At 62.1% G+C, this 23,841-nt stretch carries 21 protein-coding genes; 6 read left to right on the top strand and 15 right to left on the bottom strand.

Features of this window, described 5'->3' with window-relative positions:
- The first annotated feature begins 12 nt into the window (after positions 1–12).
- Both AArcS_RS07320 and AArcS_RS07315 read left to right on the top strand, forming a co-directional pair.
- Positions 13–1,308, top strand: coding sequence for a DUF7350 domain-containing protein (locus AArcS_RS07320; RefSeq protein ID WP_238479828.1), 1,296 nt, complete (start codon positions 13–15; stop codon positions 1,306–1,308).
- A 2-nt stretch (positions 1,309–1,310) separates the two neighbouring features.
- Entirely contained in the window at positions 1,311–1,985 is a 675-nt protein-coding gene (locus AArcS_RS07315; protein ID WP_238479827.1) for a cohesin domain-containing protein, read from the top strand.
- Here the strand turns inward: AArcS_RS07315 and AArcS_RS07310 are convergent.
- Positions 1,982–3,352 carry an NAD(P)/FAD-dependent oxidoreductase gene (locus AArcS_RS07310; protein ID WP_238479826.1) on the bottom strand — a complete coding sequence of 457 codons (1,371 nt, stop codon included), beginning with the start codon at positions 3,350–3,352 and terminating at the stop codon, positions 1,982–1,984. The genes AArcS_RS07315 and AArcS_RS07310 overlap by 4 nt on opposite strands.
- Positions 3,353–3,454: 102 nt before the next feature.
- On the opposite strand from AArcS_RS07310, the gene AArcS_RS07305 reads away from it, so the two are divergent.
- Positions 3,455–4,264 carry an enoyl-CoA hydratase/isomerase family protein gene (locus AArcS_RS07305; RefSeq protein WP_238479825.1) on the top strand — a complete coding sequence of 270 codons (810 nt, stop codon included), beginning with the start codon at positions 3,455–3,457 and terminating at the stop codon, positions 4,262–4,264.
- An 84-nt stretch (positions 4,265–4,348) separates the two neighbouring features.
- Complete coding sequence (locus tag AArcS_RS07300; protein WP_238479824.1) at positions 4,349–5,320, top strand: D-2-hydroxyacid dehydrogenase; 972 nt, start codon at positions 4,349–4,351, stop codon at positions 5,318–5,320.
- On the opposite strand, the gene lpdA is transcribed toward AArcS_RS07300, so the two are convergent.
- The 10 genes from lpdA to AArcS_RS07250 all read right to left on the bottom strand — a co-directional run bounded on the left by lpdA (position 5,321) and on the right by AArcS_RS07250 (position 14,443).
- Entirely contained in the window at positions 5,321–6,727 is a 1,407-nt protein-coding gene (lpdA, locus tag AArcS_RS07295) for a dihydrolipoyl dehydrogenase (protein WP_238479823.1), read from the bottom strand. It abuts the gene before it with no gap.
- Positions 6,728–6,878: 151 nt separating this feature from the next.
- Positions 6,879–7,124, bottom strand: a complete 246-nt coding sequence (locus AArcS_RS07290) for a hypothetical protein (RefSeq protein WP_238479822.1) — start codon at positions 7,122–7,124, stop codon at positions 6,879–6,881.
- Between the two features lie 531 nt (positions 7,125–7,655).
- Positions 7,656–8,690: an aspartate-semialdehyde dehydrogenase gene (gene asd, locus AArcS_RS07285; RefSeq protein ID WP_238479821.1), complete on the bottom strand. Its 1,035-nt coding sequence runs from the start codon at positions 8,688–8,690 to the stop codon at positions 7,656–7,658.
- A 121-nt stretch (positions 8,691–8,811) separates the two neighbouring features.
- A complete protein-coding gene (locus AArcS_RS07280) occupies positions 8,812–9,000 on the bottom strand; it encodes a 30S ribosomal protein S17e (protein WP_238479820.1) in 189 nt (62 codons plus the stop codon).
- 62 nt (positions 9,001–9,062) lie between these two features.
- Complete coding sequence (locus tag AArcS_RS07275; protein WP_238479819.1) at positions 9,063–9,671, bottom strand: DUF447 domain-containing protein; 609 nt, start codon at positions 9,669–9,671, stop codon at positions 9,063–9,065.
- Positions 9,668–10,510, bottom strand: a complete 843-nt coding sequence (locus tag AArcS_RS07270) for a triphosphoribosyl-dephospho-CoA synthase (protein ID WP_238479818.1) — start codon at positions 10,508–10,510, stop codon at positions 9,668–9,670. Before AArcS_RS07270 ends, AArcS_RS07275 begins: the two co-directional genes overlap by 4 nt.
- A 59-nt stretch (positions 10,511–10,569) precedes the next feature.
- Positions 10,570–11,016 (bottom strand): SHOCT domain-containing protein, encoded by a 447-nt coding sequence (locus AArcS_RS07265; RefSeq protein WP_238479817.1) that lies wholly within the window; start codon positions 11,014–11,016, stop codon positions 10,570–10,572.
- Positions 11,017–11,060: 44 nt separating this feature from the next.
- Positions 11,061–11,795 (bottom strand): tRNA-dihydrouridine synthase, encoded by a 735-nt coding sequence (locus AArcS_RS07260; protein WP_238479816.1) that lies wholly within the window; start codon positions 11,793–11,795, stop codon positions 11,061–11,063.
- Positions 11,796–11,798: 3 nt separating this feature from the next.
- The gene (gene cofD / locus AArcS_RS07255; RefSeq protein WP_238479815.1) at positions 11,799–12,791 is read right to left on the bottom strand and encodes a 2-phospho-L-lactate transferase; all 993 of its coding nucleotides are present in this window, start codon (positions 12,789–12,791) and stop codon (positions 11,799–11,801) included.
- Positions 12,792–12,874: 83 nt separating this feature from the next.
- Positions 12,875–14,443, bottom strand: a complete 1,569-nt coding sequence (locus AArcS_RS07250) for a glutamate-cysteine ligase family protein (protein WP_238479814.1) — start codon at positions 14,441–14,443, stop codon at positions 12,875–12,877.
- A gap of 88 nt (positions 14,444–14,531) precedes the next feature.
- On the opposite strand from AArcS_RS07250, the gene ligA reads away from it, so the two are divergent.
- Complete coding sequence (gene ligA, locus AArcS_RS07245) at positions 14,532–16,229, top strand: ATP-dependent DNA ligase LigA (RefSeq protein ID WP_238479813.1); 1,698 nt, start codon at positions 14,532–14,534, stop codon at positions 16,227–16,229.
- 70 nt (positions 16,230–16,299) lie between these two features.
- Here the strand turns inward: ligA and AArcS_RS07240 are convergent, their stop codons facing one another.
- Both AArcS_RS07240 and AArcS_RS07235 read right to left on the bottom strand, forming a co-directional pair.
- On the bottom strand, positions 16,300–16,626 hold the full coding sequence (locus AArcS_RS07240; RefSeq protein ID WP_238479812.1) for a hypothetical protein: 327 nt from the start codon (positions 16,624–16,626) through the stop codon (positions 16,300–16,302).
- 12 nt (positions 16,627–16,638) lie between these two features.
- Complete coding sequence (locus tag AArcS_RS07235; RefSeq protein WP_238479811.1) at positions 16,639–17,385, bottom strand: hypothetical protein; 747 nt, start codon at positions 17,383–17,385, stop codon at positions 16,639–16,641.
- Positions 17,386–17,751: 366 nt separating this feature from the next.
- Here AArcS_RS07235 and AArcS_RS07230 point away from each other — a divergent pair, with 366 nt between their 5' ends.
- Positions 17,752–18,498, top strand: a complete 747-nt coding sequence (locus AArcS_RS07230) for an MBL fold metallo-hydrolase (RefSeq protein WP_238479810.1) — start codon at positions 17,752–17,754, stop codon at positions 18,496–18,498.
- Positions 18,499–18,502: 4 nt separating this feature from the next.
- On the opposite strand, the gene AArcS_RS07225 is transcribed toward AArcS_RS07230, so the two are convergent.
- Complete coding sequence (locus AArcS_RS07225; RefSeq protein ID WP_238479809.1) at positions 18,503–19,594, bottom strand: DNA topoisomerase IV subunit A; 1,092 nt, start codon at positions 19,592–19,594, stop codon at positions 18,503–18,505.
- On the bottom strand, positions 19,591–23,763 hold the full coding sequence (locus AArcS_RS07220) for a DNA topoisomerase VI subunit B (RefSeq protein WP_238479808.1): 4,173 nt from the start codon (positions 23,761–23,763) through the stop codon (positions 19,591–19,593). Before AArcS_RS07220 ends, AArcS_RS07225 begins: the two co-directional genes overlap by 4 nt.
- Positions 23,764–23,841: the final 78 nt, after the last annotated feature.

The following is a 23,841-nucleotide window of genomic DNA, read 5'->3' as shown; positions in this document are numbered from 1 at the left end:
ACTTACCACAAGATGAAACGCCGTCGATTCATATACACGGGAGCGACTGCCGCAGGGCTGGGAGGACTGGCTGGCTGTCTCGGTGGTGACGACGACACCGAAGACACTGACGACACCGAGGGCGAACCAAACGACGATGAAGACGCCTTCGATGCCATGCCCCAGGTCGAGAACCCGCCGGATGCAGTCTATCTCCCCTCTCACCGCGACGGCATGGTGATGCTCGATACCGAAACCGTCGGTGACGTTGCCGTTTCGCCGATGCTCTCTATCCCGCATTTCTTCTGGATCGTTGAGACCGGGATCGGCGACGACTACACTGTCGACCGGGTCGACCCGCCGGAGGGGGATTCAGTCCACTTTATGGCGACTGTCTGGGACACCGAGACTGAGGTCGTCCTGCCTGTCGACAGCGGCCTCTCAATCGAGATCGAGAAGGACGGCCAGCTCGTCGATTCACGAACTCCATGGCCGATGATCTCGCAGGGTATGGGCTTTCATTTCGGCGATAACTACGAACTCGACGGCGATGGAGAGTACACGGCCACCATCTCGACAGGGTCGATGGAGGATGTTCGTCTGACCGGCGAGATGGAGGGCCGGTTCCAGACGTCGGAAACCGTCACCGTCGACTTCGAGATGGACGCCGAACGACGCCAGCACCTCGTCGACTCCGTCGAACTGTTCGACGAGGATCGATGGGGGGATCGTGAGGCGGTCCCGCCGATGGATCACAACCACGACGACGATCACCACGACGACGATCACCACGACGACGATCACCACGACGACGACCATCACGACGACGATCACCACGACGACGATCACCACGACGACGACCATCACGACGACGATCACCACGACGACGACCACCACGACGACGACCACCATATGCCGTACTCGTCCCTGCCCGAACCGGAGCACCTCCTCGGGGACCTGCTCGGGACGCCGACGTTCGACGATGCCGTCTATGCGACGACCCTCGTAGAAGCTGGCTCGCGATTCGTCGAGGAAGACGATCAGTATCTCGTCGTCTCACCCCGGACGCCGTACAACCGATGTGTACTTCCACAGATGTCGGTCTCGGCGACGATCGAACGTGACGGCGAGACGATCGATCTCGGTAGCCTACAGCCAACACTGGATCACGACCTCGAATTCCATTACGGGACGCCGGTAGAGGAGTTACAGAACGGAGACGAACTCGTTCTTTCTATTGATTCGGTCACACAGGCTTCCCGTCATCAGGGATACGAGACGGCGTTCACCGAAACCGGGGAGTTACGGGTCGAGATTGACGATCTGTAATCATGAGCCGAACGCACACGATCGTCGTTGTAGCAGGACTGCTGATCGCTACGGCGGGACTCGGAGCCGTGATCGGGACAACCGGCGGGAGTGACAACGCGACGATCCTGCAGGTCGATCCGGACACGAACGAAGCGCCACCAGGAGAGACGGTTCACATCGGGATATTGATGACCAGCGACGGCGGCTACGGTGACGTGGGTGTAGACAACACATCAGTCGGAATGGAGTATGATCCCGACGTGTTGACGCTCGAGTCCGTCGAGCGCGGCCCGTGGATGGAGCAAGGTAACGAGACCGACATCGTGACGGAGACTGAAGTCGACGACGAGGCAGGCTACGTGTGGATCGGTCAGGATCGAGAACCGCACGAGGGCGGGGCAACTGGGCAGGACAGGTTCGTGACATTCACGTTCACCGTCGACGAGGACGCCGAGGAGGGAGAGTACGACCTCGAACTCACCGACGCTCACTCCTCGCTGACCAACGAGTGGCCACAGCAGGTGTTCCTCCATGACGGAACGCTCGTGGTGGACGAGGATGCGTCAGTAGTCGACGCTGGACCGCCGGAGGGGTACGAGTCTGGGGACAACTCGATGTCCGGCTTCGGAATCGGTCTCGCGATGCTTGCAGTGGTGCTCGTCGCGGTAGTCAGGAGTCGGTTCGACAGGCGCTAGATCTCGTATTTCGACTCGTGGAACTGTACGTACTTTCCGTTCCGATAGCTGAATTTTGTCCGCTTGTACGTGCTCAGTAGTTTCATCGCACTGAAGCCAGAGCGTAGCTCCCAGTCGATCAATTTCCCCTCCTCGGGTGCGGTCAGATCGCTGGCGACGGAGAACGTCCGGTCCCAGTCGGCTGGCCCGTAGTCCTCGACGATATCCGCGAAGGTGACGTTTCGCGTGATCTCAGCGCCGATCGCCGCCTTCCACCGGTCGTTGTAGGCGCGGAGATCCCCGTCAGCTGCCAGCTCACCCGCGATCTTCCCAGTCCGTATGGCGACGTGGTCGCCCCCCTCGTGGAACGCCGACGTCGTCCCCATCGCTCCACCGGCGACCAGGATACCCGCCTCAGTAGGCGAGTCGATCGGTCGGGTCGAGGAGATAGGATACGTCTCCGTCCCGTTCTGTTTGCCTCTGTCCTCGACGATCGGGAAGTCCTCGTCGACGTCGTACTCGTCACCGTACTCGTGTTCGAGCAGTCGTCGAAGATACTCCCCTGGGGAGGGTAGTTGCTCGTCGTCCTCGTCGACGAGGACGTAGTCCGTCGGGTTCTCGACGTCGTCGATACCGAGTCCGATCGGCATCGTCAACCCGACGCGGGCGACGGTGCCGTCGTTGGGAAACACCCACGGATAGGCCGTCTCACCGGGGATGTATCCCCACCAGAATTTGAGCCGCGATTCGTCGAACAGTTCCTGGGGAATCTCCCGGTACTCCTGATAGGCGATGTGGTTGGCGTGGGTCGTGCCGAGGTAGTCGGTGATCGACTCCTCGGCGGGCAAATAACGGTCGAGGACCCGGTTGGTCATCTGTCGCTGTGGCCCATCCGCGAGGATCAGGACATCGGCTCCGATCTCGTCGCCGTTACGCAGTTCGACGACGTGTCTGGGATCGTCCCCGCGATCCGTCTCGACGTCGACAACGCTCACGCCGACCCGATACTCCGCGCCCGAGCTCTCGGCTTCGTCGCGGAGCCAGTCGTCGAATCGGGCACGGTGAAACGTGAACCCGAAGTTCGGGTACGACGAGTCGATCCCAGTTGTGTCCATCGCGAACTCCTCGGACGGGCCGATGAAATCAGTTCCATCGAGCTGGCGGTGAATCACGTCGTCAGAGATCCGATCGTAGTCGATATCCATGATATCGACCCAGTAATCGAGTATACCCGCTGCGTCCGTCGAGTCAGGGCCGAGCCGATCGCGATCCTCGCGGGGGACACCTTTTTCGAGGGCAACTGCCTCGGCACCGCGCTTTGCGGCTTCCCAGGCAGCACTCGTCCCGGCGGGACCACCACCGACGACGGCTACATCGTACCGCTCCATACACCGAGTGGCCCCGCCCAGTGACATTAATCCCTCGGAAATTACTGGTCTCCCCCAACAGCCGCGTGAAGCTTTTTCTCCCCGGAGAGTGCACGTACCAGTATGGCAACTGACGAGTTTACCTCCGAGTACGAGCACGTGAGCGTCAAGCGGGATGGTGGAGTCGGCTATCTCCGGATGGATCGGGCCGACGCATATAACGCGATGAATGAGATGATGGCCGGGGAGATCAGGGACGCCTCGATCGAGCTGATGGAGACTGACGACGACGTACGCTGTACCGTACTGACCGGAGCTGGCGAGTGGTTCAACACCGGAGCAGATCTTTCGCAACTGGAGGGCGACGAGTCCGACGGCCGTCGCCTGCGGGATCTCGCATCCCGAATTCATACCGCTGTTCAGCATATCGCGACCGCGCCCAAACCAGCCGTTGCGGGAGTCAACGGCGTCGCAGCGGGCGCTGGTTTCGGCCTCGCGATGGCGGCCGACATCGTCGTAGTCAGCGAGGACGCTCGGTTCGAGTTTGCGTACCCCCGCCTCGGGCTCTCGGGTGACGGCGGCATCACACACTTCCTGCCGGATCTCGTCGGCCATCGTCGGGCCCGCGAAATTGTACTACTCGACGAACCGATCGACGCCGAGAAGGCCGTCGAACTTGGCCTGGCGACCGAAGTCGTCCCTGCAAGCTCGTTTGATGACCGCGTCGAGGAGTTGGCCTCGGAACTCGCCAACGGTCCGACACGCGCGTTCGGCGCGACCAAACGGCTACTGACGAACAGCCACACCCGATCGCTCGACGACCACCTCGATGCCGAGACCAACACGATTGCACGCCTTGCCGGTACCGATGACTACGCGCGGGGTCACGAGGCGTTTTTCGAGGAGTCCGAGCCGGAGTTTGAGGGGAACTGAGCGGATTCTTGGCTGTCTTCGTGCTCGCGCGCGAACCGCGATCGGTTAGCCAAGCATAAACCACCGTAGTTCGTTCCTCCGAACATGACGGATACACTGACTGACGTGCTCGTCCTCCGGAAGGACACACACGGCGTCCCGACAACCGAGTACGCGGACGCACTCCGGGCCCGGCTCCCCGAGAATGACGTAACGCTCGCCCGAACGCCCGGTGAGGAACGGGAGTTGATCGAAGACGCAGAGGTAGTCGCCGGGATGGTGCTGGACGACTCACTGGTCGATTACGCCGCCGAGATGAAGGTGTTCGCCTGCGCATATGCGGGGGTCGGCCACCTTCCACTCAACAAACTGCGCGAAAAAGGCGTCACCGTGACCAACGCGTCGGGCGTCCACGGGCCGAACATGGGTGAACACGTTCTCGGGAACATCCTGACGTTCGCCAGGCGGTTCAACCGCGGCTTCCGTCAGCAACAGCGTCGGGAGTGGCGTCACTACCAGACCCACGAACTACAGGGTTCGACGGTGACGATCGTTGGTCTCGGGCCGATCGGACAGGCCGCAGCGGAGCGACTGGACGCCTTCGGCGTCGAGACGGTTGGCGTCCGGTACACCCCCGAGAAGGGCGGTCCGACCGACGAGGTGATCGGCTTCGACGGCGACGCGTTCGACGACGCGCTTGCCCGATCGGACTACGTGGTCCTCGCATGCCCGCTCACCGACGAGACCGAGGGGCTGATCGGTCGTGACGAACTAATGACGCTGCCACCTCACGCCGTCCTCGTCAACGTCGCACGCGGAAAAGTTGTCGACACCGACGCGCTGGTCTCGGCGCTGCGCAGTAATACGATCCGGGGGGCCGCACTCGACGTCACCGATCCCGAACCGCTCCCGGAAGACCACCCGCTCTGGAATCTCGGTAACGTCCAGATCACGCCGCACAACGCCGGACACACGCCCGAGTATTACGAGCGTCTCGCCGATATCGTCGCCGAGAACGTTCGGCGGATCGACGAGACTGGCGAGTACGAGGGGCTCCGAAATCAGGTCCAGCCCTGATCAGTGCGAGTGGATCGATTCGCCTCCCGCGTCCTCCGCTGCCTCGGCGAGGGACTCCGGGAAGGTCGGATGTGCGTGGATCGTGTTCGTGATGTCTTCGAGATGTGCACCCATCTCCAGAGCTAACGTCGCCTCGGCGATGGAGTCGGACGCCCGCGGGCCGACGATCCGCACACCCAGTAGTTTCTCGTTGCTGTCAGCGATTACCTTCACGTACCCTGAGCTCTTGTTCGTCGTGAGCGCCCGCCCGGAGGTGGTAAAGGGGACGTTCCCGACCAGTATCTCCTCGTACTCGTCGGCAGCTTCGGACTCGCTGAGGCCGACGATGGCAACCTCCGGATCGGTGTACATCACAGCCGGAACGTAGCGTTCGTCGTAGGAGTCGTCCTCGCCCGCCGCAACTGCCGCAGCTACCTTCGCCTGTCTGTACGCGACGTGTGCCAGATGCGGATCCCCTGCGGCATCACCGACACAGAAGACGTTCTCCGCCGTCGTTTGCATCCGCTCATCAGTTTTGATGTATCCCCGATCGTCCAGCTCTATCGACGTATTCTCCAGATCCAACGATCGGTACGCCGTCTTTGGCTCCCGCCCGGCCGCGACGACGATGTAGTCGCCACTCAGTCTCAGTTCCTCTCCTTCGCGCTCGGCGACGAGAACGGGACGCCCATTCTCGTACTCGACGTGTTTGGCCAGTGTCGACGTGTAGATGTGGTCGCTGTACATCTCGCTGGTCTCCTGAATGGAGTCGACAATCTCGGTCTCGAACATCGGCAGTACGCGATCGCGTGCCTCAACGACTTTGATCAACGCACCGAACTTCGAGAACTTCGTCACCGCCTCCATCCCGATGTAGCCCCCGCCCACAACGACGAGTTCCTCCGGGACCTCGTCGACCTGTAACACCTCTCTGGACGAGATAACACCCTTCTGATCGAACTCCAGTCCGGGGATCTCGATCGGCTGTGAGCCGGTCGCAAGTATGGCCGATTCGAAACCCACGTCGGTCGTCCCATCGTCATGCACGACTCGCATCGTATTCGAGTCGAGAAAGCTCGCCGTCCCGTTCAGGTATTCGACACCGTGGTGATCTAACTGCTGAAGAACCCCCTCGTCGAGTTGCTCAATTACGTCGTTTTTCCACTCCTGTACCGCCTGAAAATCGACATCCACTACGCCCGTGTTGATCCCAATGTCGTTCCAGTGAGCGATATCTCGCTGAAAGCCAGCAGCGTGGATCAGCGCCTTCGCCGGAATGCAGCCGTGGTTCAGACAGACGCCGCCGACCGTTTCCTTTTCGACCAGTGTCACGTCGAGTCCCTTCTGTGCGCCGCGTATCGCCGCAGTGTAGCCGCCGGGGCCAGCTCCGACAACGAGCAGTCCCGTCTGTGTGATACTCTCCCCCATATGCAAGTGGGAGTACGACGGGATTATTAATCTGTGGCCCGGGTTGTACTCACCGTTCGTTTCCGGCCAGGGTCAAGCGTCAGCGAGGTGTTCGGAGTGCGCTCCGCAACTCGGAGCGCTGTACCAGTCACCGAAACAGAACGTCGTCTCATCACAGTACAACGCCCCAGATGATGCCGAGTGACATCCTCGACAGTATTTCGGTCCGGTACTGTTCGAGCGGCGGCCCCGCGAACGCGACGCCGAAGGGGAGCGCGATGATCACCGAGTGTGGGGTCCATCCCGCAACCGTCGATTCGAGCGTGTACAGTCCGGCGACAGTCTGCATGATCCCCATCACGGCGTACATGATGACGCCCATCAATCCGCCCGCGACCAGTACACTCAGCGTAAGCACTACCCAGAAATCCGCGGTGAATTCAAACAGTCCCTCGCCGTGTGTCTGAACGCTTATTCTGCCCGCTACTTGATCAGACCGTGCAGTAGCCTTTGCCCGGGCATGTATCTGGCAGACACAACTATTGACATCCTCCACACGACTGAAGTCGTGGGATTCCCACGGCACCGCACCGCTGGGTTGGGGTGTTTAAGATTTGTAGTCGCCGTGAAAGGCGGCTACTGGCTGTGCCAACCAGCCGTTACTCCTATCCCGGCATGGGATTCAGAGATACTTGTTGACTGCACCCCTTGTCCCGACACAGAAAGGGGGTCTTTCTGCTTGGAATCAGGGAATCCCGATATTGTCCGATTGAGTGGGCGGGCAGGCCGCCTCGATTGGATATAGTATGGCGGCTAGTTAGTTAAAACACCCGTCCAACACATCGAACAGTGATTTGTGAACGGTATTGTCGGATTCATCCCACGACTGAACTCGTGGGCTTTCTCCTCGATGTCCTGTAACGTGGGAACAAACAGCCGCAAACCGTCCCTACAGGTAGCCGGATTCGAGGAGCAGTTCGCCGTTCAGCACGCTGGCCCCCGCAGCTCCGCGGATAGTATTGTGAGCGAGGCAGTTATACTGGAGTCCAAACGTGGACTCGCGGAGACCTCCCGCGGCGATGGCCATCCCATCGCCCAGCGTTCGGTCCATCCGGGGCTGTGGTCGATCCGGCTCGTCGAAGACGTGGATAAGCTGCTCGGGCGACGAGCGAAGATCGAGGGCGGGGTATTCCCGCATCGCCTCGGCCGCCGCGTCGGGCGTCAGATCGTCTTCGGTCTCGACCCAGACGTTCTCCAGGTGGCCGTCGATCGTCGGGATACGGTTACACGAGGCGGCGACGTCGACGCCATCGAGTGAGAGCGACGCACCGTCGAACTCGCCGAGCAGTTTTCGGGATTCGTTTTCGAGTTTGTCCTCCTCGCTGCCGATGTAGGGGATCGCGTTGTCGATGATCTCCATCGAACTGACGCCGTCGTAACCCGCACCCGAGACGGCCTGCAGAGTCGCCACATGAACGCGTTCGATGCCGTACTCGGCGAGCGCGGCGAGCGTGGGAACGAACGTGATCGTCGAGCAGTTCGGGTTCTTGACCATCGCGCCATCCCAGCCCCGCTCGTCGCGCTGTACTTCGAGCAGATCGAGGTGGTCGGCGTTCACTTCCGGAATGACGAGCGGGATATCGTCGTCCATCCGACCGTTCGAGGAGTTCGAGGACATGACGTAGCCCGCCTCACAGAACGCCGGCTCGACTTCTGCACCGACGCCTGACGGAAGCGAGGAGAACAGTAGGTCGACGTCGTCCGGAACGGCGTCAGGATCGGTTGCAGTGACTGTCTTTTCTGCTACACTGTCCGGAATCGGCGAGTCGACGCGCCACTTCGCTGCGTCGCGATACTCCTCGCCCTCGCTCGATTCGCTCGCGGTCAGGGCCGCGATCTCGAACTCGGGGTGAGGGTCGAGTAGCTGAATGAGTCGCTGTCCGACGGCTCCGGTTGCGCCGAGAATTCCAACGCGTACAGACATGTGAGTTGGTCGTATTCGGGCGCTCAAAACGGTTTGGATCCGCGTCTCTCAGCCCGCTCGGACACGATTCAGCGAGAGCGTTGTGACTACTCGAATTCGCTCCAAGACCGTGGAAAACCAGTTACGCTGCCTGACCGGCCTTCTTCCGGGAGATGAACCCGGCGACGCGGTTGCGGACGTCCTTGGATTCGATGTTCGTGAGCGTGTCGACGCCTTTCTTGTTGTGTTCGAAGTCCTCCGAGAACGCGTCGGGGTACCGCTCCAGTAGTATGTGGCCCGTCTTCTTGACGTATCCAGGTTTGATTGGCATATCTGATCTCTTGTCCACTCGGTGCCTAAAAGGGTTCGATTCCGCTCCCACAGGCGTCGATTTCAAACGGCGTCGTGCCAGTCCACCAGCGCCGAGAGGCGATCGAATGCCGCCTGTTCTGCCGGGCCGCCACAGGTCTGGACGACCTCCTCGAAGTACGACAGTCGGTCGACCAGCGTCGCAGTATCGTAGGCATCAATCTCCAGTCGGGACGCCGCAACCGTCGCCTCGATAACTGCGTAGTAGCCGCGGTTCGTGAGATGGGGTCGAGCATCGACGACCGCACCCTCAACTGGTCGAATCGCCCACGTCTCTTTCCGGGCCCCACCGTCGTCCTCGACGTCAAGGGATTCGACCGCGACCTCCGCCCATGCGTCGGCCTCGTCGAGAACTGGTTCCGTGCGCTCTTCGACGGACAGGGCTGCCTCTACGAACAGTTGGGGATCCGGCGTAAACTGTACGTAGCCTCGACCCCTTTGCCGGAAGTTCCGCCACGTCCGGGTGCGGCCGAACGTCGTCGCAGTGACTGGATCTCCCCCGTGAAGCCCGAGCGCCGCGACGTTCCACAGATCGTTCGGCCCGAGCGTCGTGACGAGCGACTCGGTCACGCCGACGATATCGACTGGCCACTCGCCGTGGTCGGTGCTCTCGGACTGACCGTCCTCGCTCACAGTTCGACCCCGTCCCGTTCCAGTGCGATGTATAGCCCTCCAGCCGTCAGGTCCGCAGTCGTTCCGGGGTTGATCCCGGATCGCAACAGCGATTCCGAGAACGCTTCAACCAGCTCTGGGCCACCCTCACGTGCCTCCTGAGCCCGAACCATCACGCTTCGAGCGGTGCCCGTCCCGTGTTTCTTGGCGACGTGCTGGTCCGGCTCGCGCGAGAGCAGGTACAGAAACGTTGCCGCGGCACGGTTGGGGACCGATCCGGTACGCCTGACTATTTCGTCGGCCGCCTCGAACGTCCTATCGAAGCCGTTTGCCCACTCGCGGGCCACACCGTCGTGGTCGGCGCTCTCGGCCATCAGTTCGCCAAGCGTCAGCCCGCGCTCTCTGACCGCCGACACCGCATCGCTCCCCCGTCGGACGTCGAGGTCATCCATCTCGTCTGGTGGCTCGCCCGCCCTGACATCCACGTGATCGAACGCGCGGTAGAACGCTGCGGCGTCCTCGACCGTCGTGTCGTCGACTACCGCCCGGACCCCTGCTCGCGTCAGGTCGTGTTCGACCGTCGCTCGTACCAGCGGAACCAGCACCAGGAGCGCGCCGAACTGGGTGTTACCACCCGACTGGTCGGCCATCCCCTCGATCGAACGCTCGAACGCCTCGCCGATACCGACGTCCGGCTCAAGGGCCATCCGTAACCCGTTCTGTGCACCCACGGCACCGGCGAGGAAGTGTTCGAATCGCAGCCCCGGCAGATCGTGCTGGCGGTCCACGTTGCCCGGCTTCGGCGTCCCGGCGACCTCCAGCAAGAGCGCTAGTTCGGCGTTCTGGGCGGGCGTTCGCATACCCCTATGTGGTCGCTTCGGCTACTTATATGATGGCGGAGTTGCGCTCCAAGACTCGGTCAGCGCTCGTGTTCGCGTTCGGGCTCGTTCAGAGGGGACGGGTCGGCATCGAACTCCGTCTCCTCCGACCTATCGAACTCGAGTTCCGCGCCGTCGTCGAGAAACGACTCCAGCCGGCGCTCGAACGTCGCTTCGTTGATCTCGCCGTCGAGATACTGCGACCTGAGTTCGTCGACCGTGTCGCCCTCGTCGTCGACTGGATGATCGACATCGTCGCCCATAACCCACCATGCGACCACGAGCAACGGGACGGCGAAGACGGCAAGTCCGAGCGTTCCGGCGAGGAGACCGGCGATCACGCTCCCCGTCTCGACGCCGATGGCGATCGCGGCGAACACGATCCCAAGCGCCATCGATGCGGCCGTCATGACGGCCAGCAGTCCGAGCAGGACGACCACGACGGTCGCCCACGCCGGGAGGTCCTCGAACCAGTCGGGTGGTGCCATACGCTAGCATTCCCGTGATACTGCTTGAACCTTGGCCCGGAACCTCACCTGTCGAACCACTCGTCGGTCGCCGAGCGTACGCGCCGGAGCACTGCGGGGTCGTCACTGGGCCGACCGACGCTGACAGCGTCGGCACCGTACTCGAGATACTCGTGGGCAGAACTCCGATCACGGACCTCGTTGTTCGCGATCACGAACAGATCAGTCGCCGCGGCAACCCGTCCGACCATTGGCTCGGAATCCATCGCGTCGACGTGTACGAACGACCCGCCAGCAGTCTCGATAGCCCTGGCCGTCTCGACGAGGGTGACGCCCTCGACTTCTGTGCGGACTTTGACGCCGACAGTCGCGCCCACGTCGGCCGCCGCGGTCACGTACTCGGAGAGACGGTCGGTATCAGCCAGCAACGTCTCGCCGCAGCCGATCGCACACAGTTCTTCCTGTCGGCAGTGGGCGTTGATCTCCAGCAGCGCGTCGTGACGCGCACAGATCGCTGCTACCTCTCGTAGCGGTTCGATGCTCGTCGTGCGGACGTTCCAGCCGGGCTGAATCGGCACGTCGGACAGCGCCCGTAGCTCTCGCTCCACGAAGGTGTGTGGGTCGTCGGGGAGGAACTCCTCGCGGTCGCGCTCAGTAAGTGTCCGTGCCGCCTCCCGGCTGGCCTCGTCGAGCGCGATCCCACCGAGAAACGCCGCCCCGGCGAACTCGGCACCGCGGGCGGCCCAGTCGGCGTCCGCTCGCCCGCTCAGACTGGCCAGTGCAAGCCTCGGTGTGAACACCTGCTATCGGACCTCCGCAAGGGCGCGCTCGACGGCTTCCGTTACGCGGGCCGCATCCGAGCGCTCGTCGATCCGGATATCCGTCTCGACAGTGGGCTTCTCGAACTCCGTGTCGTCGGCCTCGTCGACGACGAATGCGTCGGCGAACGGGAAGGCGGTTTCGAGCCCTCCCGAACCGGGCTCCGCCCCGACCGCCTGCATGAGCTTTGCGGCGGGTCCGGAGAACGCTTCGCTCCCGATAAACGGCGAGACGACCACGACGTTCGTCGCCCAGAGTGCGTCTCTGATCCCCGGCACCGAAAGCATCGGTCCGATACTCGTGACGGGGTTCGACGGGCCGATCACTACGTCGTCTTCGAGCGCCTCCAGTACGCCGGGTGCGGGTTCGGCGTCCGACGAACCCCGGAACTCGACGCTATCGACCGCAGGCTCGCCATCCCTGCCGACCCAGAACTCCTGAAAGTGCATCAGGCCATCTGGCGTGTGTAGCAGACTGGCCACGGGATCGTCGCTCATCGGCAGGATGTCGATCTCGATCCCGAAGCCAGCCGCCAGCTGCGCGGTCACCTCCGAGAGCGTCTTGCCCTGATCGAGTAGACTCGTCCGAGTGATGTGGACCGCCCGATCCCGGTCGCCGATCTCCATGAACTCCGCAGCACCCGAAAATCGACGCCAGTTCGCCAGTTCACGTCCCGCTGTCTGTCGTTCTTCCGAAAGATACACTGGCTCGTCGTCGATCCCCATCGCGTCGCCGAGGTCGTGCAACGCGGTGTGGGTTCCAGTGGTGTCGTTTTTGATCCCCCACCACCGCTCGCGGTCGAGGATGCCACCACCCTGAAAGAGTAACGTGTCGATGTCCGGACAGACGAACAGTCCGCCGAGCTCGACGTCGTCACCGGTGTTCGCAATCACTGTCGTTTCGTCGGGAGAGAACGAGGCGGCGGCACCGTCCAGTAGCTTCGGCGTCCCGGTGCCACCCGAGAGGAACGTGACCATACCACCCATACAGACTGGGGGGATAATAGTAGTGACGAGAGCGGAGAACCGGTACAGACAGGCACGGACTCCTGTACTGGTGACTACCGATCGTCGACCCAGTCGGTGAAACTGCCATCGATCAGCGAGTCGCGCTGGCGCTCGATGTATCTGCGTTGCATTCCGTGGATGGCGGCCTCAAAGTCGTCACCGTCGTAAAGGCGATCCGCGACCTGTTGTCGCTTCCAGTCTGCTGGCGTGATTCCGTGTCTGGCGCGCTGTCTGAGCGGCCAGAGATACGTCTCGACCTGTTCCTCGGTGAGTCCCCGACCCCGAAGCCCTTCTGCCGCGTGTTCCAGCAGGTCAGCGTACAGGGCCTTCGTGTCGGTCGTGTGCTCCCCGCCATTGGTGATCCACTGCAGGTCGGCGTCCAGGCCGTCCCGCATCGCGGCGTAGAAGTTGTCACAGGCGACCTCCCAGTCCAGTTCGGCGACCGGATGTTCGACCTGTGGGAGACTCTCCAGTAACCCTGCAAAGGCGGCCAGAAACGCCACAGAGTCCCTGACCGTCGGCTGTGCCGCAATGGGTCGGAACTCGATTCGGGCGTTTGCTTCCGAGCGCGTCGGCCCGCCGAAGACCGGCCGGACCCATCGCCAGTAGGTGCCGTGTTTGCGTCGGAAGTGGGCGAACTCGTCGTCGAAGCGGTTCCCCGTCTCGACCGGCATCGGAACGATCGTCTCGTCGGTCGCGATCCGCTCGACGGCCTGCGAGACGGAGTCGATATCTCGCGGGAACCGAACTTTCCCCTCTCGACGGGGCGGTTCGGGCGGGTTGAGTACGGACTCGAAGACGGCGATCCGGTTCTCCATCCAGCCGTCGTCGAGAATCTCTTGGGCGCTCGCGTCCTCGTCGTAGAGGTCGGGCGGGAAAAACGGCGAATTGACGCCCAGCGCGAGCAACGGCCCGGCGATCCGGATCGCGTACCGGAAGTATTCGGGGAGATCGATCGCCTGTGGCACCTGATAGTGTGGCTGGATCGACGTGATCAGGCTCTCGGGCATCACCGTGTCGGCCGACAGCGAGACGTGTGGGGCCTCGATCCGCATTCCGGCGTCCGTGGTTCCCTCGGCGTTCGCCATCGCGTGGTACCGGCCCGCATCGCTCATGTTCGTCGCGATCCGGATCCCGTTGTCGTCGACGCTGTCGGTGAGGTAGTTTCTGGCCGATTCACCTTCCGGCGGGATCGTCCAGATACCGTCGCTGACGAGGTCGATTCCCTCCGGACGAGTACAGTCAAGTGCGGCGGAGAGTCGTCCCCGAATCTCGGATTCCTGTGCGTTGAGGCCGTGGGCGTTGAGCGGCTGTGGGCTCGTCGTCATCTCCGCGTTGTGGAGACCGAGTTCCTTCTCGAAGCCGACCAGCGAGAGGAGTCGGCGCGGGACTCGACGAAGCGTCCCGACCGCATCGTCAACGCCAGCCCACGGGTCGCTGTCCGGGCGCGCGACGGCGTAGAACTCGTACTCGAAGCCGACGATGGCCTGTGAGTTGTCGAACGTCCCCTCTCTGAGTTCCTCTTTGATGACCTCGGTGTCGGTTTCGACCGCCGCCTGAAACTCCTCGGCGTCGACCGACAGTAGCTCCGCCACGTTCGTGGCGAGTTGGGCCTCCGGCATACCCCTCTCTGCGACGGCGACACTCTTGAAACCCGCGGCTGAGACCGGTCCGGGTCGTTTATAAAACGGCCGGGCGTACCGGCGGGCGATGGAGTTCAGGGAGTTCGCCGCGTACGCCGACCGGATCGAAGACGAGCCTGCGGATCTCGAAACCGTCGCGCTGGTGACGGAGCTGCTATCCGACGGCGACGGCGATCTTCCGGTTATCGCCCGGTTCGTCCAGGGCCGGATCTTCCCCGCGTGGGACTCGACGACGCTCGATATCGGACCGAACTACCTCTACGAGGCGATCGCCCGCGCTGCCGGGCAGAACGTCACCGCAGCGGACGTCGAATCCGAACTGGCTGAGGTCGGCGAGATCGGCGCTGTTGCCGCGAGCTACGAGTTCGGTGGCCAGCGCGGCCTTGCCGCGTTCGGCTCCGGGGATGGCGACGACTCGCTGACCGTCGGTGAGGTGTTCGCGGAACTCGATGCCCTCGCCGCGATCTCGGGCGATGGGAGTCAGGGCACGAAGATCGACCTCCTGTTTGGCCTCCTGAACCGCTGTGAGCCGATCGAGGCGCGCTATCTCGCCCGACTCGTCCTCTCGGAGATGCGCATCGGCGTCGGCGAGGGCACCGTGAGAGACGCCATCGCCGAGGCGTTCGCAGTGCCCGTCGCAGACGTCGAGCGAGCGTTGCAGGTCTCGAACGACTACGGGCTGGTCGCCAGAACCGCACGCGAGGGGGGAACCGATGGCCTCGCCGACATCACGCTGGAGATCGGCCGCCCAGTACAGGCGATGCTCGCGCAGGCTGGATCGGTGACTGACGCTCTGGAGGAGTGGGACGAAGCCGCCATCGAGTGGAAGTACGACGGTGCCCGCGTCCAGTTGCACCATGATCCGGACGGGATCGAGCGCGACGGGGGAGATACCACAACGGAAACCACTCGCGTATTCTCGCGGAACATGGAAGACGTCACCGCCGCGTTGCCCGAGGTCGTCGAGTTCGCCCAGGAGCGCTTCGACGTGCCGGTGATCCTCGACGGCGAGGTCGTCGCCGTGAATGACGATGGCGATCCCCTCCCATTCCAGCAGGTCCTGCGACGATTCCGCCGCAAGCACGACATCGAGGCCGCCCGCGAGGACGTCACGGTTCGCCCCTCGTTTTTCGACTGTCTCCACGCCGACGGCGAGGATCTGCTCGAGGACCCGCTCAGGCGGCGTCACGACCGACTGGCGAACCTCCTCGCCGACGGCCCCCAGCGCTCGACGCTCCGGATCAGCGACGACCCCGAGGAGATCGAGTCGATCGATGCGGAGGCCCTGGCCGCTGGACACGAGGGGATCATGCTCAAGGATCCCGACTCGACGTACTCCCCGGGCCGCCGCGGGAAGAACTGGCTCAAGCGCAAACCCGACGTCGAGACGCTCGATCTGGTCGTCACCGGCGCGGAGTGGGGCGAAGGACGTCGGGCAACGTTTCTCGGAACCTTCCTGCTCTCCGCACGAACTGGGGGTGGCTCCTACGAGACGCTCGGCAAGGTCGCGACGGGGATTACTGATGAGACGCTCGCCGATCTGACCGATCTGCTCGAACCCCACATTCGGAGTGAGGACGGCCAGACCGTCGAGATCGAGCCTGCTGTCGTCTTCGAGGTGGGCTACGAGGAGATCCAGTCCTCGCCGACGTACTCGTCGGGCTACGCGCTTCGCTTCCCCAGATTCGTCGGTGTGAGAGAGGATCTGGATGTAGAGGACGCCGACAGTCTGGAGCGGGTCGAAGGGCTGGCCGAGCGGGAGTGAGCATCGAGGGGGCTGAGCCAATCCTCGTAAAATCATCAACCATCGCCTGCGCTGATGAGAGACCAACAACTCACTCGTCGCCCACGCGGCTTTTTAGTCTCATTCCGAGTTTTATTACCCCTGTGACGACGATACAGAGGACCGTGAGTCCGATAACAGCGCGGAGTGCTGTTCGAGATACAGGAGACAACCACACCCCGATTTGGCCACCGAGGCCCAGTGGTCCGAACCAGTCGTGAGGTAGCGAGCCAACCGGGGGCGTCACCAGGACCGCATAGATGACCGATATCAGGACGATGGCACTGATTCCCCAGCCGATGAGATGGTACAGCAGGAGTGACTCCGAGTCAGTAGCATTGGCCTCCTCCTCCTCGGCAGTCTCAGTATTGCGTGACATTGGTCGGGTGTATTAGTCTGGTGGGCGGTCGCCGGCGGGACGCTTCGTTCGATTGAAATGAACGAACGTTGCACCGAAGAGGACGACGAGCGAAAAGAGGATATCGCCTGGTGACGTGACGTATGTCGGCAGTGCGACTGAGAGGGCACCGGGAACAACGAGCAAAAGGACAAACAATGCTCCTTCCACGAACCCGAATTTCTGTGGCAGCACTTCGGTCATCGGCGACCTGCGCGTCCGCTCACCTTGCTCGTGGACGAGCTCGATGAAACTAAATCCGTCCGGCATGATATTCGCCTCCCATTCACGTGGCCGAGGCCGAACGGTGTAGATACCGGTGAGCAACACTACAGGAAGGAACAGCCCTGCGAGCAGTCCCGGTACTGCGAATCCACCCACTTCAGTGAACGGAACGACAGCTGGATTCGACACATTGAGATCAGGCAGTAGCAGGCGATAGAGTGGTCCTGGTGTCACGGCGACGAAGGCCCCCGGCGCGATGAGGTTTCCTACAGGAGAGCCAATTGCCAACAGGGACAGTACCACGAAGTAGACGCTCGTGATGGTCGCTGCGACAAGCGTCGATCGGACCGCGATCGTAGTTGCATCCCCAGTGACAATGAATGGCGTGGCCACAATCGAGAGGAACCAGATGCTGAAACCCAGACCGAACGCGGCCCGGTGCGTGCGTGTAGAGCGCGGTGTGAAGTATCGGAGCCCGTCGGTAACCGACTGAGTCCGATTGATTCCGTTCGGCATCTATATGCATAGAAGTCATTTTCCACCAGTTATTAGCATTTTGTTCCGGTTTTGACACCCCCAGACCTGACAGGGGGCCTTTCTTTCCGAAATTATCTGTAATTAGCCCCCGCCGAGATCAGTGATATCGGTGCGAGGTCCGCATCCTGTATTCAGCACTGAGTTTCGATTAACTATCAAGTATGGCAACAGATCTGGGAAATTCTGGTTATTTGAGGCGCTCTCACCTAATGCTACAGAATATGAAGTTTATAGATATAGTTACTGTAGTGTAACACTACAGTTTTTGAAGTAAACGGTTAGCCATCGTGGCTCGTATCTGCCCGAAGCCGAACGCTTAACGAAACCCTCGACCATCGTGTACCCATGACCGTCACCTACCGCGATCTCACCATCGACTGGCTCGGCTACGCAACCGTTCGCCTCGAACACGAAGGAACCGTGGTGTACCTCGATCCGGGCCGCTACGGCGTGCTGACCGGCGAGTGGACACCGGACGGGCGTGACATCGGCCACCCACCGGCACAGGACTACGACGCGCAGGACGGCAATCTGGTCTGCATCACTCACGACCACCACTACGATTCCGACGGCGTTCGCCGGGTCGCGAGCGAGGACGCCACAGTCGTCGCCTACGACGCCGTTTACGCACCGGGGATCGACCGGGACGTGGAGCGACTGGAGGACCTACCCTACGACCTCATGCGGGTGGACGAGGAGACGGACGAGCTCGTCGAGGACGTGATCGTGAGAACGATCCCCGCGTACAACGAGCCGGACGGACCGAACGTCGACGCGAGCGGCGAGCCGATGCACCCCGAAGGGATCGGCGTGGGCTACCATCTCACACTCGGCAACACGACCGTCTTCTGGCCGGGTGATTCGGACGTGCTGGCGGGCCACGAGCAACTGGACGTCGACGTCTTCCTGCCCTCTATCAGCAAGAACTACACGATGGATCGCCACGATGCGGCCGACCTCGCCGAGGCGCTCGACCCGGACCTGACGCTACCGATCCACTACAACACGTTCGAGCAGTTAGAATCGGACTCCGAGGCGTTCGCGGTCGACGTGGCACGACGGGGCGTTCCCGTCGCGCTGGACGAATCCTGAAGAGCTAGATGATCCCCATCTCTTCGAGCCGGTCCGGAAGATAGGTATCCGTCACGAAGTCCAGCCCGCGCGAGGCCAGCGCCTGCTGTTCGGACTTCTTCCCGATATCCAGCTGGATCTCGATCTGTTCTTTCCAGTAGTCGGTCTGGAACCGCGGATCCTCGAGTTCGCTCTCCAGGGCGTTGATATCCGAATCCGAGAGCGGGTCGGTCGGCAGGTCGTAGTCGACGATATCCTCGGGACGGAGGCCGATGAACTGTGCCTCGGGCGTCGCCAGATACTCCGAGAGGTGGGCGGACTTGATCGAACCGTACGCGACCGAGCCGTAGATCCGGTAGGACCACGGGTCAGCGTCAGTGAACACGGTCACCGGCAGGTCGAGTTCGTCGTGGAACCGCTTCATCAGTCGCCGGGTCGCACGCGCGGGCTGGCCGCCCAGATGGACGACAATTGCATTGTACTCGTCGTCGAAGCCGTTCTCGACGAGCCGGTCGCGCATACCACCGGTCTCGACGGACAGCACGAAGTCGGCGTCACATTCGAGGAACTCGATCGTGTCCGGGTTGTTCGGGATCTGGTAGCCGCCCTGCCCGACGTCTTTCTGGCAGTGAATGTCGCGGTCTCCCCGCCGGGTCTGCTCACGGAGGAGCAGCGGGCCCATCACCTTCGCACCCGACTCCTCGGGGCGCATATGAAAGTCCTCGCGCCGGACCTCCGAGACGATTTCGAGGTCCTCGATGAGCTGGTTGGACTCGTCCTGGGTCGAGAACTGGGCTTCCTCGGAGTCCCACGACTCCGAGAGATAGTACAGTTCACGCAGGGTCGAGGAGCGATCCTCTTCGAGCTGATTGTCGAGGAACTCGATGGTGTAGGCTGCCTTGAGCAGTTTGCGCGCCCCGCGGATGCTGTTGGCCGAGCGCGTGCTCTCGCGGTCTCCATAGACCCAGACATCCGCGTCCTCGTCGTACTCGATGTTGGTCTTGGTCCGGGTCGGCAGCGTCATCCGTGGTATCTCTCCGCGGTCGAACTGGTCGTAAAAGTCCGCTGCGAGGTCGATCAACTTCTCCTGGGCTTCCGTGCTGGTATCTGAACTCATTGGTCGTTCACCGTCAGTTTCGCGTCTTCGACACCCTCTACCGTCACGTCGAACGTCGCATCGCTCCCGGTAACGTAGGAGAGCGTGGCCTCGTCCCCGCTATCGACTGTCGGCGACCACTTGACGAACCACTCGCCGTCCATCTCGACGACGGTCGCGTCGTCGGGGAGGTCGGTTGGCTCGGCCGTGACGATATCGGTCACCTCAAGGGACTCGTTCGTGGTCGAGTTGTTCTCGACGAGCAGGGTTACCGTACTCGTGTCCCCGTTCTCCTCGACTCCCCGCTCGACGAGCACGTTGTTCATGATCCGCGCGAGCGCGTCGTCGAAGTTCGGCTTCGACTGGCCCGTGACTTCCGAGACCTTCTCGGCCATCTCGGGCAGGATCTCCGCAAGGACATCCTGTTTCTTCTGGCGTTTCTGCATCGACTGGCGCTTCTTGAGGTAGCTCTTGAGTTCGCGGGCCGCCTCGCGGATCGCCAGTTCGATCTCGTCTTCGATCTCCGGGACGTTCGCGATGGCGTCCTTGGATTCGCTGGTGAAGGGAACGTTCGTCGAGGCGACGTGGATCATGATCACGACCGGCCCGTTCGGGACGCCGCTCCCGCCTGGCTGGTCGAGGTTGTAGTTTCGCCAGCCGATGTTCTTGATAACGTCCGTGGTCGCACACGCGCCGCGCTGGTAGACCAGCGGGACACGGTTGGCAAAGCGCAGGACCTCCGCGGATCCCTCGGCAGGCAGTTCGCCGCCGTAGGCGATCCCCGCCTCGACGATAAATGGGTCACCGCCGTGGACATCCGCATCTCGCGTCGACGCCGCGTAGAAGTCCGCGTCGTACTCCTTGCGAAGCCCCGCCTCGACCAGCGTGTCGCTGATCGGCGACAGGCAGTTCGTCGGCGGCGACATGATCGACGTTTCGCGCATGGCTTCCAGCAGTTCGCTGGCCGTGTCGCGGCTGTCCGCGATCGTCGAGACCTTCGGCGGATCGTCGGGTACAGTCTTCATCCGCTCCCAGACAGCCTCCAGCACGTTCTCACGGGCCGTCTCACCGAAGGTCACGTCGCCGTGTTCTTCGAGCATGTCCGCCGAGCGGTCGACGTACTCGCGCAGGCCGTCGTGGGTCGTCCGATCCCTGCTATCCGCGCTGTCGGCGAACTTCGCGGCCAGTCGGTCGGCGATCCCCTCGACCGCGGCGTCGTCCTTGCGCGTGCTCGTCGCGTCATCCACGATGCCGTAGAGATCTGGGGCGCGGCGTCCGGATTCCTCTTGGTCTCCGTCCTCGGCCTCCTCGTCCGTCTCCCTCGGGAGCAGTCCCTCGGTCACTGCTGTCCAGACTGCGGCGACGACGTTCTCGCGGACCGTCTCCCCGAGCGTCGTGTCGTACTCGTGGCCGATCTCGTTTGCGGCCTCGCGAACCGCCGCGACGACGTCGTGGTGCGCGATGGCCCCTCCCTCCGCGAGTTCGTCCTCGACGGCCTCCCCGAACGCCTCGGTCGCTTCGGGACTTTTTCCGTTCGTTGCTTCGATGACTGCCTCGCTGACCCCGGCTTCGTGTGCTCCCGGCGGCGTCCACGTCATCTCTCGACCGTAGTGGCGGTCACGGAACGCATCGATGACGCTGTCTGCGGTCTTTTTGCCCACGCGTGTGAACTCGTTCTGAAGGAAGCCCGACACTGAATGGGAGTCGGTCGCGTCGAGCATCTTCAGCACCGTCCCGAGTTCGACGCCGTGTGGGTGCGGGCGGATCTCCTCGGTCTCGTCCGGGAGTTCGGCTTCCTCCGCGCGCTCGAACTTGAAATGCTTCTGTGGCTCTTTCAACTCTACACGGGCGTGAGGGTTGACGACTGCGGTGTGTTTGATGTAGTCGTGGAGCTGCGAGCGCGCTCGCATGTTCGCTTCCATCTCAATCTCGATTCGTGTTCCGTGAGTGCGGTCCCACGAGGTGGTCTCCTCGGTACGGATTTCCGGCTCGTTCGTGTCCGTATCGATGACGAGCTCGAAGTACTCGGCTTCGGCCGAACCTTTCGTCCGGCTCGTGATCTTGGCCGGTTTGCCACTGGTAAGCTGGGAGTAGAGCACGGCCGCAGAGATACCGATCCCCTGCTGGCCGCGGCTGTTCTTGACGCTGAGCGCGCCCTCGTTGGCCACGACGAAGTTCTCGTCTGTGCCAGTTGCACCGGGAACCGAGATGTCGTATACGTACTCCGGCGGCTCGGTCTCCTCGACGCTCTTGACTGGTAGGAGACACATATCCGTCTCGGTGAGACCCTGCAGGTTCTCGATCGTCTCCCAGAGGCGTCCGAGTTGCTCGGTTGGGCGATGGTCCCCGTTGAGTAGGCCCATCTCTTTCAGGTTGTGGACGTACCGGGGCTCGGTGACGTATTCGCCAGCAAGCGCGTCCTCGATCACCGCCTGATAGTTTGCGGCGTGATCGAGGTCCGAGCCGACGCCAGCCCCAACGAGTAATCCGGGTATCGTGTCGGGGACCGTCCGGTTGCTCGTTTCACCAACGCGAACATCGTCAAGCAGACCCGTCGGGATCCGCTTGTATCCCTGTTCACCCGGCGTTCGTTTCTCGCTGAACACGTCCGCAATGTTCACGTCCTCACCGTACACCTTGGTCCGGTACGCAGTCGACGGATCATCGGCATAGCCACTGTTGTCCTCTCTTCGTTCGGTACTCGCGAGCACGCCGTGCATGTTCCAGAGGACCGAAAGCTGTCGAGCTAGCGTCTCACTAACCGTCGTATGTGAAAGTTCGTTACAGGGGTGAGAGTCCGAGCCATCGCCCTGGTACAGCGCTGCGATAAACCGCTGCTGGAGCGCTGGATCGATCTCGAACACGAAGCCCGGAATCCGCTTTTCGGTCGCCCCTGAACCACACGCCGCTTCCAGAAACATCGCGAGCGGCGAGCCAAAGGCCTTCACTCGGGTCGAATTTCGCTCGCGCTGGACAGTCGTCGACGAGCCCGTGATGCCAGCAACCGCCGATTCGGTCGCCTCGATCAGCCCATCCTCGTGTGAGCCAAACGTAAACCCGACCTGTCGGTCACCGACGTGTCCTTCGGAAACGTAGTACGCCAGCAGTTCGACAAGGGCATCATCGACCGGCAGCGTAACCGGCATCGTCGACTCTTTCCCACCGACCTGGTACGTTTTCAGCTCACAGTCGGCTGCCTTCTCCTCCCAGCCGAGTTTGAGTACCGTCTCGGCTGGCAGGTAGCCGTCCTTAATATAGTTTTGCTCGACGCTGTCCCGGAGGATCTCGACACCGTTGTGAGTGTAATAGTAGCGTCTCCGGTTGCTGTCTTCGGAGGGCTTCTTTCTGATCGTCTCCTGGGACCGGAGTTCTGCGATCGTCTCCCGGTCGAAGCCGTAGACATACACTCGGCGGCCCTCCAGTTGTTCGGGCGAGAGGTGTTCGAGAACGTTAACCGAGTCCACTCGTTCGTCGGGTCCTGGAAGACGTCGTGGCGTCAGAAGCGAGTCGCCTGCCTCGATTTCGCCTGCTGCAAGCTCTTTTGTCTCGCCGTCTTTCGTCACCGAAAACAGGCTGTGATCGCCCGTCACCTCGACGGTTCGGCCCTTCTCGGTCGTGATCTCGTACGTCCGGGCATCGGTCTCGTGCCGGATCGCGTGGGTGACTGGTTCCCACGTCATCTCGTAGGTTTCGCGGTTGAACGCTGGAGCTTTGATGTCATCCGGAATCGTTGCAGTTTCGGCCCCATCGTCGCCGAGGTACCGATCACAGAGGTCGCCGATCGGTACGAACTCGACCTCGCCATCACGTTTGACGAGCAGGCGCTGACCACGTGTCAGGGACTGTTCTCGCTTGTGAAATCGGCTGCCGTACAGCAGTTTCCCGAAGACTTTCGGGAGCTGTTCTTTTGTGATCCCGGGCCCGTTGTCCTCGACGATCAGCGTGTAGTAGTCACCGGCTTCCTGAATCTCGACGTAGATGTCGGGGAGAATACCGGCTTCCTCGGCGGCGTCCAGCGAGTTGTCGACCGCCTCCTTGACAGCGGTGACGAGCCCGCGAGCGCCGCTGTCGAAGCCGAGCATGTGTTTGTTCTTCTCGAAGAACTCGGCAATCGAGATTGCCCGCTGGCTTTCCGCCAGCTCCTCGGCGATGCCCTCGTCCTCGCCGAGCGTCTGTTGAAACGAAGTCATTACGGGACGGTTAGCAGTGGGGACAATAAAACCCATTCGTTGGCGGAGTGAAAGTGAAACTTCCCGGGTCGGTTCGCA

The sequence above is a fragment of the Natranaeroarchaeum sulfidigenes genome (assembly GCF_017094485.1).
GTDB classification, from domain to species: Archaea; Halobacteriota; Halobacteria; order Halobacteriales; family Natronoarchaeaceae; genus Natranaeroarchaeum; species Natranaeroarchaeum sulfidigenes.
Note: the sequence above shows the minus strand (reverse complement) of the source record. Positions and strands in the feature narration are given on the sequence as shown.

Coding starts and splice junctions, on each gene's coding strand:
- AArcS_RS07320 (WP_238479828.1), top strand. CDS start 13: ATGAAACGCCGTCGATTCATATACACGGGAGCGACTGCCGCAGGGCTG.
- AArcS_RS07315 (WP_238479827.1), top strand. CDS start 1,311: ATGAGCCGAACGCACACGATCGTCGTTGTAGCAGGACTGCTGATCGCT.
- AArcS_RS07310 (WP_238479826.1), bottom strand. CDS start 3,352: ATGGAGCGGTACGATGTAGCCGTCGTCGGTGGTGGTCCCGCCGGGACG.
- AArcS_RS07305 (WP_238479825.1), top strand. CDS start 3,455: ATGGCAACTGACGAGTTTACCTCCGAGTACGAGCACGTGAGCGTCAAG.
- AArcS_RS07300 (WP_238479824.1), top strand. CDS start 4,349: ATGACGGATACACTGACTGACGTGCTCGTCCTCCGGAAGGACACACAC.
- lpdA (WP_238479823.1), bottom strand. CDS start 6,727: ATGGGGGAGAGTATCACACAGACGGGACTGCTCGTTGTCGGAGCTGGC.
- asd (WP_238479821.1), bottom strand. CDS start 8,690: ATGTCTGTACGCGTTGGAATTCTCGGCGCAACCGGAGCCGTCGGACAG.
- AArcS_RS07280 (WP_238479820.1), bottom strand. CDS start 9,000: ATGCCAATCAAACCTGGATACGTCAAGAAGACGGGCCACATACTACTG.
- AArcS_RS07270 (WP_238479818.1), bottom strand. CDS start 10,510: ATGCGAACGCCCGCCCAGAACGCCGAACTAGCGCTCTTGCTGGAGGTC.
- AArcS_RS07265 (WP_238479817.1), bottom strand. CDS start 11,016: ATGGCACCACCCGACTGGTTCGAGGACCTCCCGGCGTGGGCGACCGTC.
- cofD (WP_238479815.1), bottom strand. CDS start 12,791: ATGGTCACGTTCCTCTCGGGTGGCACCGGGACGCCGAAGCTACTGGAC.
- AArcS_RS07250 (WP_238479814.1), bottom strand. CDS start 14,443: ATGCCGGAGGCCCAACTCGCCACGAACGTGGCGGAGCTACTGTCGGTC.
- ligA (WP_238479813.1), top strand. CDS start 14,532: ATGGAGTTCAGGGAGTTCGCCGCGTACGCCGACCGGATCGAAGACGAG.
- AArcS_RS07240 (WP_238479812.1), bottom strand. CDS start 16,626: ATGTCACGCAATACTGAGACTGCCGAGGAGGAGGAGGCCAATGCTACT.
- AArcS_RS07235 (WP_238479811.1), bottom strand. CDS start 17,385: ATGCCGAACGGAATCAATCGGACTCAGTCGGTTACCGACGGGCTCCGA.
- AArcS_RS07230 (WP_238479810.1), top strand. CDS start 17,752: ATGACCGTCACCTACCGCGATCTCACCATCGACTGGCTCGGCTACGCA.
- AArcS_RS07225 (WP_238479809.1), bottom strand. CDS start 19,594: ATGAGTTCAGATACCAGCACGGAAGCCCAGGAGAAGTTGATCGACCTC.
- AArcS_RS07220 (WP_238479808.1), bottom strand. CDS start 23,763: ATGACTTCGTTTCAACAGACGCTCGGCGAGGACGAGGGCATCGCCGAG.